The organism is Trinickia dabaoshanensis (genome assembly GCF_002879885.1).
GTDB lineage: Bacteria > Pseudomonadota > Gammaproteobacteria > Burkholderiales > Burkholderiaceae > Trinickia > Trinickia dabaoshanensis.
Genome location: NZ_PNYA01000014.1, coordinates 65,594 through 78,967 on the forward strand (window position 1 = coordinate 65,594; position 13,374 = coordinate 78,967).

Sequence of the window (13,374 nt, forward strand, 5' to 3'; positions counted from 1 at the left end):
TGCCGGGATCTAGGCCGAGGCCGGCTCGCGCAGCGCCTCGATCCCGCTCAAGGCCTGAGCGAATACCGCCAGTTTGGCGGGAGGCCTCGGTAGTGCCCGCAGCAATTGAATGTCGTCCCGGCGCTGAGCGGGATCGTCGAACACGCGTATCAAACGCTTGCAGGCCGTCGCCTCGTTCGTTACCCACGTCGGCAAATAGGCCAGGCCAAGGCCCGCCGCCGCGGCTTGCAATAACGTTTCGAAGTCGTCGCACGTCAATGCGTTGTCGGCGGCTTCCGCCGGAATCCATCCTCCCGCGCGCAATCCGCGCCACCCCACTCCGTCCGGATCGCTGCGTTTGTCCAATAAACGGTGCCCGGCCAGTTCCGCCGTCGTCTTCGGATGCCCATGCGCGCGCAAATACTGCGGGCTCGCGCAAATGGTCCAGCGCTGCGTGCCTAGACGCTGCGCATACAGACGGCTGTCCTTAAGGGGACCGATACGGATTACGGCATCGAGCCGGTCGCGCACGGGATCGGCCAAGCGCTCGGTGAAATCGAGCTCCACGCGTAACTCGGGGTATCGGGCCAATAAGCTCGGCAGCAACGGCAGCACATGATGGCGGCCGAACGTCGGATAGCACGCCACGCGCAGCACCCCACGCGGGACATCGCTCAGCGCCGCCACTTCGGCACGCAAATCGACGAGTTCGTCGAGCAAGGCCGGGGCACGCGCGAGCAGCAGCTCGCCTGCATCCGTCAAGGCCAGCCCTTGCGTGGAACGCATGAATAGCCGCGTGCCGAGTTCGGCCTCCAACGCGTCGATCTGACGAGACACCGACGAGGGGGCGATGCCCTGCTTCGCCGCCACGGCCGAAAAGCTGCCCGCGCGCGCCACCGCGACAAAAGCCGGTAAGAGTTCTGCATAGGGAATCGGGGTCATGTTTTGCATTTTACGCAAAACGATTGCGCAAGGCCCGTCGTTCCTTCATGCCCGCACGGCGCGCATCATCGCGCCGTGGCAATGGTGCCGCGCCCATGGAGTTGCCAGTGAATCCCCATCCTTCCGATCCCGCGCCGCTTGCCGATCACAGTGTGTTCGCGTTGTCGGCCGCGTGCGGCTTCGCCGTCGCTAGCCTCTATTACAGCCAGCCGTTGTTACCGGTCATGGCCGCCTCGCTCGCCGCCGGCTCCTTCGCGCAAGGGGCCATCGCGATGCTGACGCAATTCGGCTACGCCAGCGGACTGCTGCTGTTCGGCCCACTCGGCGACCGGCTCGATCGTCGTGCACTGATCCTCACGTTGCTGGCGGTGAACGTGGCGGCACTGGCGTCGTGCGCTATGGCGACGAGCTTGATGTGGCTGTTGATAGCCAGCGCCGTACTCGGGCTGACGGCGATAAGCGCTCAAGTCGTCATTCCGGCCGTATCGGGGCGAGCCGATCCCGCGCGGCGCGGTCAAACCGTCGGCCGGCTCATGAGCGGCCTATTCGCCGGGACCCTGCTGGCTCGCACAGTGAGCGGCTATCTCGGCGCGCACTTCGGTTGGCGGACGACGTTCGAAGTTGCGGCCGCGCTCGAGTTCGTTCCGATGGTATTGGTTTGGCGCTTTTTGCCGAGCACGGTGCCGGACACCGCGCTTGCCTATCCACGGCTGCTTCGCTCGCTTTGGGATTTGCTGCGAACGCAGCCGCGCTTGCGCGAAGCGTGCGTGACGGGTTTCGTCTTGTATGCCGCCTTCAACGTCTTGTGGGGTTCGCTCGCGCTCATGCTCGCACGGCCGCCTTATCACTGGGGCAGCGACGTGACCGGGCTGTTCGGTCTCGTCGGGCTGACGGGAATGCTGGCCTCGCCGGCCACGGGGCGCCTCGCCGATCGCTGGGGCGGGCGCCGCGTCGTCGCGCTCGCGGCCGTCTCGATCATGGCGGCTTTCGTGCTCATCGCCGGCGCGGGGCGCTCGATGGGGTGGCTCCTCGCCGGCATTTTGCTGCTGGACCTCGGCAGCCGCGCGAACCTCGTCGCCAATCAGACGCGGTTGTATGCGTTTCTGCCCCACGCTCGCGGCCGGCTCAATACGGTGTTCATGACCAGCTACTTTCTCGGCGGCGCGATGGGCTCGGCGCTGGGCACCGCGGTAGCGGCCCGCTTCGGTTGGACCGGTGTCTCGGCCGCCGGCTTGCTGTGCGGCGCAGCGGCCCTCGGCGCCACGGCGAAGTTCCGCGCCGCCGCTGGAGGGCGCGAAGACGCGTGGCTTCGACACCCCGCTACGTCGTCCGGCAAATAGCGATTATCAAGGCGCGCGGATGGCGGGTGCGCCAGTTCGCGCCTATGCTCGCCGTTCAAAATCGAGAACCATCGCGCCCGTTCGCCGCAACGCATAGGCGGGCGCCCCTCTTCGCTATGCATGCCGGCCAAGACGACGACTCATCCGCGCTGCGAACCGTACTGCGCTCGATCGGGCAAACGGTCCTGCAGTGCAATGCGCTCACGGGCGCATGCGTGCTCGCAGCGCTCGCGCTGTGCGACCTACGCCTCGCCTGCGCGGCGCTCATCGGCGCCGTGACCGCGCACGTCAGCGCCCGGCTCGTTCACTACGAGCCGAGCGCGATCCGCGACGGTCTGCACGGATTCAACGGCGTGCTCTGCGCGCTGGCGGCCGCCTCGATCATCGACGACACTCAAGTCGCACTCGCCGTCGCCCTGTTGTCGGCGATCGCCGCCACCTGCCTCGCTCTGCCCGCCTCGCGCTGGCTGTCCACGCGCGCGCTCGCGGTTTATTCGAGTCCTTGCCTCGTCGTGACATGGGGTTGGCTCGCGCTGCGAGCAAGCGCGCACGCTTCGACAGGGCCGTCCGGTGCGGACATCGGTCACGTCTACGGCCAAGCGACCTGGGTTCGTTTCCCCTGCGATGCGTGGTTCGGTGGCAGCGCCGTTCCCCTCCCGGGCGCATTCGGTGACGCATGCGCGGCACTGGCACAAACCGTTTTCGCGTCGGGAGCACTGCCTGGGTTACTGATCGCGATCGGAATCGCGCTCGCCTCGCGCCGAGCCGCCGTTCACGCGCTTTTAGGCGCGGCTGCATCGAGCGCCATCGCCTGGTTGTGCGGCGAGTCTCTCGCGCCCCTTCACACGGGCGTCGCCGGTTTCAACGGCGCGTTGGCCGCACTGGCGCTCGTCGATCGGGGCGCCGTGGCGGCGAGCTCGGCTGTCGTGCTCTCCGCCTTGGTCCATCAGGCCGCCGCGCATTGGGGTTGGCCCGCGATGAGCGCGCCGTTCGTCGCCTCGGTGTGGTGTGTGAGAACCGGCGCCGCCGGCCTGATCAACCGATACGCACCGCCCCCACCGGCGCTTCGGCGATCCCGCGCGGGCGATCGACGAGCGTCACCATCACGTAGCTCATGATCGTCAGCATGAACCAAGAGCCCCATTTCGCGACCGATACCATGGCCCAGCCGTTGATTTGGCTCGGATACAGCCACGCGCGACTGTACGTACCGACATTTTCCGCGAGCCAGATGAAGCCCGAGATCAGCACGAAGGCGAGCAAGAACGGCATCCTGTGCACTGCCTTACCGATGACGAAGTACACCCAGCAGCGGCGGAAGAGGATCACGGCGGCGCCCATCAAGAGGTAGCGGCAGTCGGGCAAGTAATGATGCAGGAAGAAGTTCGCGTAGATGCCGGCCGATAGCGCGGCGGTAGCGACGAACGGCGGGTGATGCGAAAAACGCAAATTGAATCCTCGGCACGCGCGCGTAATGTAGCTGCCCACCGACGCATACATGAAGCCGCTGAAGAGCGGAACGCCGCCGATGCGAAGGTATGAGAACTCCGGATAGACCCACGATCCGACCGCCGTCTTGAACAATTCCATGCACGTGCCGGCCACGTGAAATAGCGCAATGACAGCTACTTCGTCCCACGTCTCGAGGCGCAGCGCGATCAGCGCAATCTGAATGACGACGGCCGCGATCGTCAGCGCATCGTACCGAGGCAGCGCCGCGTGCGCCGGGTACCACATGTGCGTACCGATCAACAGCGCCACCATCAGCCCGCCGAAGAGGCACACCCACGCCTCCTTGATCCCGAACGCGAGAAATACGCGAACGGCATGAGCGATGCGGCCGCGTTCGTCGCTCGCGGAAAGAAGCCGGGCAATCACGCTGTCGAGCCATGCGCTCGCACGCCCCGGCGCTGCTTGTAGTTCCACGTTTTGGTCGGTGTCGGTTGGTCGTTCGGAAGCCGGCCGAGCCGTGGCTCGAACCTGGATAGGCGGCGTGACGCGGCCACGCGCAGCATTGTCCGCGAAGAGCTCGCCGCTTAGCAACATCGCACCATGCAACCCACGCGCGCGCCGCGTGTCGTATTGCTTGGCGCCTCGCCGCGGGCGCACGGCGACGCCTGATAATATCGCCGCTTGCGTCAGCCACGATCAAGGACCTCGTTATGTCGACTTCATCGCACGCACTCCCGCGCTGGACGCTTGGGGCCCCGCTCGCGGCATGGGTGATTCTCGGGCTATCGAAGGTCATCGGTGCCGAAGGGTTTGCGATCGCCCTCATTGCGATCGCATTGGCCGGCAGCGTCTTCGCGGCCGTGCATCACGCCGAAGTCGTCGCCCACCGCGTGGGCGAGCCGCTTGGAACGCTCGTGCTCGCCGTGGCCGTGACGGTGATCGAGGTAGCGTTGATCGTCTCGGTGATGCTGTCCGCCGGCCCCGAGAAAGCGGGCCTGGCGCGCGATACCGTCTTCGCCGCCATCATGATCGTTTGCAACGGCATCGTCGGCCTGTGTCTGCTCGTGGGCGGGTGGAAACATGGCGAACAGGACTTCCAAGGGCGCGGGGCGAGCAAGGCGCTTGCGGTGCTCGCGGCCCTATCGGTGCTTTCGCTCGTCATGCCCAACTATTTGAGCGCGATGCCCGGGCCGCAACTGTCCACCTCGCAACTCGCGTTCGCGGGCGTATCCTCGCTCGTGCTCTATGGCGTGTTCGTCTTCGTGCAAACCGTACGCCATCGCGATTACTTCCTTGCCTCGGACGAGGCCGGCGAAGCGTCGCACGCCGCCGCGCCGCCAAGCGGACGCGTCGCGTTGACGAGCCTCGGCTTCCTGCTCGTGAGTCTCGTCGCCGTCGTTTTGCTCGCGAAGCTTTTGTCGCCCGCCGTCGAACACGGCGTCGCCACGGTCGGCGCGCCGGCCGCCACCGTCGGGATCGTCATCGCGGCGCTCGTCTTGCTGCCCGAAGGACTCGCGGCGGTCGGCGCGGCGCGGGCGAATCGGCTGCAAACGAGCATGAACCTGGCCCTAGGCTCCGCGCTCGCCAGCATCGGCTTGACGATTCCTACCGTGGCCGCCGTCTTCGTCTGGACCGGCCGCCCATTGGAACTCGGTATCGGTGGCATGGAAACCGTGCTGCTCGCGCTGACGCTTTTCATCAGCAGTCTCACGCTGAGTACGGGGCGCACGACGGTACTGCAAGGCGCCGTGCACCTCTCGCTCTTTGCCGCGTACTTGTTTCTTTCGATCACGCATTGAGACGGCGCGCGCGGCACCGATCCGCTACTCCCACTCGGTTCGATTGCCGTTGGGGTCCACGAGCGTCAGCCCCGCCGACGGCAACGGCAGCGCAGTCTTGTAGCGCACCTGCTTGAGCGCGAAGCTCGAGCGAATGTTCGACACGCCGGGAATGGTGGTGAGCCGCTCGATGATGAAACGCTCGAGCGCCCGCATGTCGGGCATGACGACGCGCAGCAGATAGTCCGCGTCGCCCGACATCAAGTAGCACTCCATCACCTCGGGCTGCTCCGAAATCGCTTGCTCGAAACGCTGCAGCGCATCTTCCACCTGCTTTTCCAAGCTCACTTGAATGAACACGTTGATGCTCAGCCCGAGCGGCTCGGGGTCGAGCAGCGTCACGTGCTGCTTGAACAGGCCGAGCTTCTCCAGCGCGCGCACGCGATTGAAACACGGCGTCGTCGAAAGATTGACGGCCCGGGCCAGCTCCGCGTTCGTGATCCGCGCGTTGTGTTGAAGCTGGTTCAGGATGCCGATGTCGATGCGGTCCAGCCGCTTCGGGTTTGCACTCATAGTTTCCAAATTCCACGAAAACGCCAACAAGAAGAATATTTACACTACTCGGCGATGAAATCACAGGGAAATCAGACGCAAATTTTGCGACGTTGCCGGTAGCATGACTCTCATTGATGCGCGCCCCAGAGACGGCGCGCGGGAGAGCAGCGATGACCGACTTATCGAACGGTATGCAAGAAGCCCAGCGCATCGGCGAGGCGTCGATCGACGCCGATCCGCAAGAAACGGCCGAATGGCTCGAGGCGCTCGACGGCGTCCTCGCGCATGTGGGCAAGGCCCGCGCGCGATATCTCATCGAGCGGCTGGCCGCACACGCGCATGCACAGGGTATTTCCTGGGACCGCTCGCGCGTCACGCCTTACTTGAATACGATCGCGCCGAGCGAACAACCGCGCTATCCCGGCGACCTGGAGATCGAGGCACGCCTGTCCGCCGCCCTGCGCTGGAACGCCTTGGCGATGGTCGTGCGCGCGAACCGCGCTTACGGCGAGTTGGGCGGCCATATCGCGAGCTACGCGTCGGCGTCGGATTTATTCGAAGTCGGCTTCAATCACTTCTTCCGCGCGGGACCGGCCGAAGCAGAACAAGCGCACGGCGGCGATCTCGTCTACTTTCAGCCGCACTCGTCGCCCGGCGTCTATGCGCGCGCGTTCTTGGAAGGCTTCCTGACCGAAGATCATTTACGGCACTATCGCCAAGAGATCGCGGGCCCGGGATTGTGTTCCTATCCGCATCCGTGGCTGATGCCCGATTTCTGGCAATTTCCCACGGGCTCGATGGGCATCGGCCCGATCAACGCGATCTACCAAGCGCGGTTCATGCGCTACTTGCAGCACCGCGGGCTCGCGCAAACCGAGGGCCGCACCGTCTGGGGCTTTTTCGGCGACGGCGAAATGGACGAACCCGAATCGCTGGGCGCTTTGTCGCTGGCCGCGCGCGAGCGGCTCGACAATCTCGTCTTCGTCATCAATTGCAACTTGCAGCGGCTCGACGGACCTGTGCGCGGCAACGGCCGCGTGATCGACGAGCTCGAGGCGCAATTCACGGGCGCCGGCTGGAACGTCATCAAAGTGCTGTGGGGCTCGGACTGGGACGCGCTCTTCGCGCGCGACCATGCGGGCGCGCTTGCCCGCGCCTTCGCCGATACCGTCGACGGTCAATTCCAAACTTTTTCCGCCAACGACGGCGCCTACAATCGCGCCCGCTTCTTCAGCCAAGATCCTGCGCTCGCGCAATTGGCGGCCTCGCTGACCGATGAAGAGATCCACCGCTTGCGCCGTGGCGGCCACGACGCACGTAAGTTGCACGCGGCCTACGCACGCGCGCTGTCGCACAAAGGGCAGCCGACGGTGATTCTGGCCAAGACGATGAAGGGTTTCGGCATGGGCTCGGCGGGCCAAGGCAAGATGACCACGCATCAACAAAAGAAGCTCGAGTTCGACGATTTGAAGGCGTTCCGCGATCGCTTCGCGTTACCGCTGTCGGACGATGACGTCGAGCAGTTGAAGTTTTACAAGCCGAAGGAAGACAGCCCGGAGATGCGCTACCTGCATGCACGCCGGGCTGCCCTGGGAGGCTATCTGCCCAGAAGGCGGAGCATGGCATCGAAGGGGCTGACCGTCCCTTCGATGCCGTCCTGGGGATCGTTCGCGCTCGAGACGCAAGGCCGCGAGATGTCGACCACGACGGCGCTCGTGCGCATGCTGACCGCACTCCTGAAAGATCCGCAAATCGGCTCGCGCGTCGTGCCGATCGTCGCCGACGAAGCGCGCACGTTCGGCATGGCCAACATGTTCCGTCAAGTCGGCATCTACGCGCCGCTCGGGCAGCGTTACGAGCCGGAAGATCTGGGCTCGATGCTCTATTACAGAGAGGACACGCGCGGTCAAATTCTCGAGGAAGGCATTTCCGAAGCCGGCGCGATTTCGTCGTGGATCGCCGCCGCGACCGCGTACAGCGTGCACGATCTGCCGATGCTGCCGTTTTACATCTACTACTCGATGTTCGGCTTCCAACGCATCGGCGATTTGATCTGGGCCGCGGCCGATCAGCGCTCGCGCGGGTTTCTCGTCGGCGCCACCTCGGGCCGCACCACGCTCGGCGGCGAGGGCTTGCAGCATCAAGACGGCAGCAGCCACCTCGCGGCATCGACGATACCGAACTGCCGCGCCTACGACCCGGCCTTCGCCTACGAAGTGGCGACGATCGTCGAGGCGGGCATGCACGAGATGCTCGAGGCGCAGCGCGACGTGTTCTATTACGTGACGGTCACCAACGAAAATTACGCGCAGCCCTCGTTCCCACACGAGAACGCGGCAGCCGTGCGCGAGGGCATCCTCAAGGGCCTTTACCGGCTTCCCGCCGCTTCGGCCGGCGCGGCGCGCGTTCAATTGCTCGGCTCGGGTGCGATCCTCGGCGAGGCGATCGCCGCCGCCCGGATGCTGAAGGACGATTGGGGTATCGACGGCGCCGTTTGGAGCGTCACGAGCTATACCGAACTGCAGCGAGAGGCGATGACGGTCGAGCGGCAAGCGCGGCTCGGCGAGGAGCCGGCCGTGCCGTATTTAACGGCGACGCTTGGGGCGACTTGCGGGCCGGTCATCGCGGCGACCGATTACGTGCGTGCGCTGCCGGAATTGGTTCGCGCTTATGTGCCGCGCCGCTACGTGACGTTGGGTACCGATGGTTTCGGGCGCAGCGACACGAGGCAGGCGTTGCGATCGTTCTTCGAAGTCGATCGCGCGAACATCGTCATCGCCGCGTTGAAAGCGCTGGCCGACGACGGGGAGATCGACGGCGCTGTCGTGCGGGCAGCGCGGACACGGTACGAGGCGGCGCAGCCTACGAGCGCGCCCGCTTGGCAGCGCTGAAAGGAAAGCAGCCGGTGTTAGACGCTATCGTGCTGCTTCGGCATGTAGCGCTCGGATAGCGCTTCGTAGAGCGGCGGTGCAAAGAACCGCGAGACGCGGCTTGCGATCAAGGCCGTTGCCATCAGCGAAATCACGAGCGCGTGCCCGTTGATCATCTCGATCACGATCACGAAGGCCGTGATGGGGCTTTGGGTGACGGCCGCCAAATAACCGACCATCCCCAGCGCGATCAGCATCGGCAATTGCATCTGCGAAAACACCATGTGCAATGCGTTGCCGATGCCCGCGCCGATCGCGAGCGACGGCGCAAATAGGCCGCCCGGCGCGCCCGGCAGATAAGAGCCCACCATCGTGATCATCTTGAACACCGGGTACAGCGCGCTGACGTTGCCGTGCCCCGCCAGCATCGAGCGGGCCTCGGCATAGCCGCTGCCGAACGTATGCCCCGAACTCGCAATACCGATGACCGCGATCACCAAGCCGCAAGCGGCACCGAACGCGACCGGACGCTGCGCGCGTAGATGCAGGACGTTAGCCGGCATCCATCGCCGCGTATTGAGCAACAACCAGCAGAAAACACCTCCGGCGATCCCCGCGAGCAATCCCATGAGCGGCACCGCGATAAACAGCAAGTCGGGAAGATGAGGACCGATATCGATCGTTCCGAAGTAGACGTAGTTGCCTTGAAGGCCCAGCGACACGACACCCGCGAAGATGATCGCGGTGATCAGCACCCCGCTCGTGCGGGCTTCGAAACTGCGCGTGAGCTCTTCGATAGCGAATACGACCCCGGCGAGCGGCGCATTGAAAGCAGCCGATAAACCGGCCGCGGCCCCGGCCAATGCGAGATTGCGCTCGAGCGCGGCGCCCCGGATCGCGCGGAAGCGCTTCGGATAAAACTCTCGCAAGCTGAACATCAGCGATGCGCCGACGTGGATCGTCGGTCCCTCGCGCCCGATCGTCAAACCGCCGAGGATCGCGAGAAACGAAATCAGGATCTTGCCGACCAGGATCGGAATCGTCAGCAAGCGTTGCCCCAATTCCCTGGGGCCGTGCAACGACGCGATCACCTGCGGAATGCCGCTGCCTTCGGCTCCATCGAAGTAACGCCGCGTAAGCCAAACGCAAGCGGCACTGACGGCGGGCGTCACCAGCAGCGGCAACCATACGTTATGGGCCACGTGTTTGAGGAATAGGTCGTAACCGAAGTCGATCAAGCGGGCATAAAGCACCGCGATCAGCCCGGCGACGACGGCACCGATCCAGAACACCCCGTAGTGAAGCCACAGTTTATGGATGTGCTGGAGGGACCACTTGCTAGCCGAGGCTCGGATTTCCATAACGTCGGGGGTTCACGCGAAAGGGCAAGTATACCGGCCTCGCCGTCGATTTCCGACCTCCGGCAAGCAAGAAAAATGCGCACCCAGCCCGTCCCTTACTGATTGCTAACGATTATTGCGAAATCGAAAGCCCGCACGACGTTCAAAATCGCCCGTTCCCCTGCGGCGACGGCGCACTCGCATACCCATTGCGTCCGATGGTAGACTGCGGCGCACGTCAATCCGACCCTCGACCATGGCTTTCCGCTCCCGAACGCATTTGACCGCATGGCTTGGCCTCATCGCCATGTGGCTCATCGTGCTCGCGCCGATCGTCAGCCAGTTGGTCGTCGCCTCGCACCGGGACGATCCGGCAACCGCGGCGCTGTGTTCGGCGAGTCAACCGGCGGGCGACGCCGCGCATGTCTCGCATGCGGACCCGCTCGCCGCCTGCGGTTATTGCGATCTGCTGGCCGATCACATCGCGGTCCCGGCCCTCCCGCCGGCGCCGCTCGCGCTCGTCATGGTGCTCGTGGCGATCGCGGTGCCCCTCCTTGGCACGCGGCATACGCCGCTCGGCGCCTTCCCTTCCGGGCAACCGAGAGCCCCACCCGCTTTTTCCTGATCCCCGTTATCCGCTGCCGCTCCGGCGCGCCCATCGAAAGCGCGCGCGGCCGCTCGTTCAACGATTCAGGAATATCGCATGTCGTACTTCGCACCGCGAAGGGCGCGCGCTCATGGGCACCGCCCCGCGCGCCTGGCCGCGTCCGCACTCGTGCCGCTCACGTTCGTCACGCCCATCGCATGGGCGGCGGCCGGCGTCACACCGAACCTCGAAGCCGAGAGCCGTCCGGCTCGCCAGCCGCAAACATCGAGCGGCGCCGAACCGAGCCGTGTCGTCTTGCCGACGATCACCGTCAGTGCGCACGCCGATAGCGCGAGCGCCACGCCGATGCTCGACCCGAACTTGCCGGCTTCGACTGAAACGGTCACGCGCAAGCAGTTCGAAAATTGGAATGTCGTCAACACCGAGGACACGCTGAAGTACATGCCGAACCTCGCCGTGCGCAAGCGCTTCATCGGCGATTTGAACTCGATCATCGCCGTGCGCGGGACGAGCAATACGCAAAGCGCACGCGGCCTCGTGTACGCGGACGGGCTTTTGCTGTCGAACCTGCTCGGCAGCAGCTACAGCTTTCCGCCGCGCTGGTCGATGGTCTTTCCCGACGAAATTCGCCGCGTGGACGTCGTCTACGGACCCTACTCCGCGCTCTATCCCGGCAACTCGCTCGGTGCGACCGTGCTGATCTCGACGCGCATGCCCTCGAAGTTCGAAGCCGATGCCGACGTCAAAGCATTCACGCAACACTTCGATCTGTTCGGCGTCAATCAGAGCATGGGCGGCAGCCAAGCAAGCGCGACGATCGGCAACCGCGTCGGCAAGTTCGCGTTCTTCATCGGCGCCAATCACTTCGAGAACACGAGCCAGCCGCTTCAATTCGCCACATTCGCGAAATCGAGTACGCCGGCGAAGGCGAGCGATACCCCGGTCAACGGCGCGTACTTCTACAACAATCAAACGAATACGCCGACCGCGGTCATCGGTGTGAACGGCGAAGGCATCGAGCACGTGGTCCAAGACCAGCTCAAGCTGAAGATGCAGTACGACTTCACGCCGACCGTGCGAGCCGCCTTCACGCTCGGCTATTGGCATCGCACGTACAACAGCCGCACGTCGACGTTCCTATCCGACGCGAGCGGCAAACCCGTCTATAGCGGCCCCGTGAATATCGGCGGCAACGAATACAACATTCCGGCCTCGGCGCTTGCGCCCAGCGCCGGATGGAGCGAGAACTGGCTCTACGGCGTGTCGCTCGCCACGCACAACGCCACCGGCTGGAACGGCGAGGCGATTGCGTCGTACTTCGACGTGCCCAATAGCGTTGCCCGCACGGCCAACGCGGGCGGCCCCGGCAATGGGCCCGGCGTGCTCACGCTCGGCGACGGGACCGGCTGGAAGACACTCGATTTGAAAGCGACGTGGACGCCTTCGTCATCGCGCGCGGGGCTAGCGAATCATGCCCTCGCATTCGGTTATCACTACGACGACTATTTCCTCGACAACGAAACGTACAACACGCGAGCGTGGATCGACGGCGCGGCGGGCAGCTTCGCGAATGCGTTCAAGGGCAAAACCGAAACGCAAGCGTTGTACGTCCAAGACGCATGGCATTTCCTCCCGCGTTGGAAGTTCGTCTACGGCGTGCGCTACGAGGATTGGCAAGCGTTCGACGGGATGCAAGCCGTCGGTGCCGCGGCCTTGCCTTATCCGAATGCCGGAGCCCATCACTTCTCCCCGAAGGCATCGCTCTCATTCGATGTAACCGATGCCTTGACGCTGCGCGCCTCGGTCGGCCGGGCCTATCGATTCCCCACCGTCAGCGAACTGTTCCAAGGGCAGATCAACGGCAGCTCGGTCGTCAACAACAATCCGAGCTTGCAGCCCGAGAACGATCTATCGAAAGAGTTGACCGCCGAATGGGCGAGGGGACAGGGACTCGTTAGGTTGTCGTTGTTCGAGGACGACGTGAAGAACACGATCTTCAGCCAAACCGACACGACCGTCATTCCCAACGTGACGAGCTTCCAAAATATCGGCAAGGTTCGCTCGCGCGGAGCGGAGCTCAGCTACCAAGGCGAGGACGTATTCATGCGCGGGCTCGACTTGATCGGCAGCGTCGCCTATACGCAATCGAAGATTCTGGCGAACGGACAGAACCCGGCGACCGTCGGCAAGTACTTCTATCGCATCCCGCTCTGGCGGGCCGACCTCGCGGCGACCTATCGCTTCGGCGAGCGCTATGCCCTCACGATGGCCGCGCGCTACTCGGGCCGCGAGTACAACACGCTCACCAACACCGACACCAATCCGAATGTGTTCGGCGGGACCAGCACCTATACGGTGGTCGATGCCAAGTTCACGATTCGGCCCACCAAGCAAAGCGAACTCGCGGTAGGCGTCGATAACCTGTTCGACGAGCGCTATTTCGTCTATCACCCTTATCCGGGCCGTACCTTGTATGTCGAAGGCCGGTTGCGAATGTAAAGGAGGCATGCC

General features: G+C 64.4%; 10 protein-coding genes. 6 read left to right on the forward strand and 4 right to left on the reverse strand.

Annotated elements, in window-relative coordinates; all coding sequences use genetic code 11:
* Positions 1–9: 9 nt before the first annotated feature.
* Positions 10–930 carry a LysR family transcriptional regulator gene (locus C0Z18_RS16515; RefSeq protein ID WP_199189466.1) on the reverse strand — a complete coding sequence of 307 codons (921 nt, stop codon included), beginning with the start codon at positions 928–930 and terminating at the stop codon, positions 10–12.
* Positions 931–1,028: 98 nt separating this feature from the next.
* Here C0Z18_RS16515 and C0Z18_RS16520 point away from each other — a divergent pair, with 98 nt between their 5' ends.
* Both C0Z18_RS16520 and C0Z18_RS16525 read left to right on the forward strand, forming a co-directional pair.
* On the forward strand, positions 1,029–2,261 hold the full coding sequence (locus C0Z18_RS16520) for an MFS transporter (protein ID WP_233217337.1): 1,233 nt from the start codon (positions 1,029–1,031) through the stop codon (positions 2,259–2,261).
* Between the two features lie 116 nt (positions 2,262–2,377).
* The gene (locus tag C0Z18_RS16525; protein ID WP_102646499.1) at positions 2,378–3,379 is read left to right on the forward strand and encodes an urea transporter; all 1,002 of its coding nucleotides are present in this window, start codon (positions 2,378–2,380) and stop codon (positions 3,377–3,379) included.
* Here C0Z18_RS16525 and C0Z18_RS16530 read toward each other — a convergent pair.
* Complete coding sequence (locus C0Z18_RS16530) at positions 3,297–4,187, reverse strand: DUF817 domain-containing protein (RefSeq protein WP_233217338.1); 891 nt, start codon at positions 4,185–4,187, stop codon at positions 3,297–3,299. The two genes, C0Z18_RS16525 and C0Z18_RS16530, sit on opposite strands and share 83 nt — an antisense overlap.
* A gap of 236 nt (positions 4,188–4,423) precedes the next feature.
* Between C0Z18_RS16530 and C0Z18_RS16535 the strand changes: the two genes are divergently transcribed.
* Positions 4,424–5,512 (forward strand): calcium:proton antiporter, encoded by a 1,089-nt coding sequence (locus C0Z18_RS16535; protein ID WP_102646500.1) that lies wholly within the window; start codon positions 4,424–4,426, stop codon positions 5,510–5,512.
* 24 nt (positions 5,513–5,536) lie between these two features.
* Here C0Z18_RS16535 and C0Z18_RS16540 read toward each other — a convergent pair whose 3' ends face one another.
* Positions 5,537–6,064 (reverse strand): Lrp/AsnC family transcriptional regulator, encoded by a 528-nt coding sequence (locus C0Z18_RS16540; protein ID WP_102646501.1) that lies wholly within the window; start codon positions 6,062–6,064, stop codon positions 5,537–5,539.
* Positions 6,065–6,216: 152 nt separating this feature from the next.
* Here C0Z18_RS16540 and mdeB point away from each other — a divergent pair, with 152 nt between their 5' ends.
* On the forward strand, positions 6,217–8,937 hold the full coding sequence (gene mdeB / locus C0Z18_RS16545; protein WP_102646502.1) for an alpha-ketoglutarate dehydrogenase: 2,721 nt from the start codon (positions 6,217–6,219) through the stop codon (positions 8,935–8,937).
* A 17-nt stretch (positions 8,938–8,954) separates the two neighbouring features.
* On the opposite strand, the gene C0Z18_RS16550 is transcribed toward mdeB, so the two are convergent.
* The gene (locus C0Z18_RS16550; protein ID WP_102646503.1) at positions 8,955–10,277 is read right to left on the reverse strand and encodes a chloride channel protein; all 1,323 of its coding nucleotides are present in this window, start codon (positions 10,275–10,277) and stop codon (positions 8,955–8,957) included.
* A gap of 235 nt (positions 10,278–10,512) precedes the next feature.
* Here C0Z18_RS16550 and C0Z18_RS16555 point away from each other — a divergent pair, with 235 nt between their 5' ends.
* Both C0Z18_RS16555 and C0Z18_RS16560 read left to right on the forward strand, forming a co-directional pair.
* Positions 10,513–10,881 carry a DUF2946 domain-containing protein gene (locus C0Z18_RS16555; RefSeq protein WP_102646504.1) on the forward strand — a complete coding sequence of 123 codons (369 nt, stop codon included), beginning with the start codon at positions 10,513–10,515 and terminating at the stop codon, positions 10,879–10,881.
* A gap of 78 nt (positions 10,882–10,959) precedes the next feature.
* A complete protein-coding gene (locus C0Z18_RS16560) occupies positions 10,960–13,362 on the forward strand; it encodes a TonB-dependent receptor (protein WP_233217339.1) in 2,403 nt (800 codons plus the stop codon).
* The last annotated feature ends 12 nt before the right edge of the window (positions 13,363–13,374 follow it).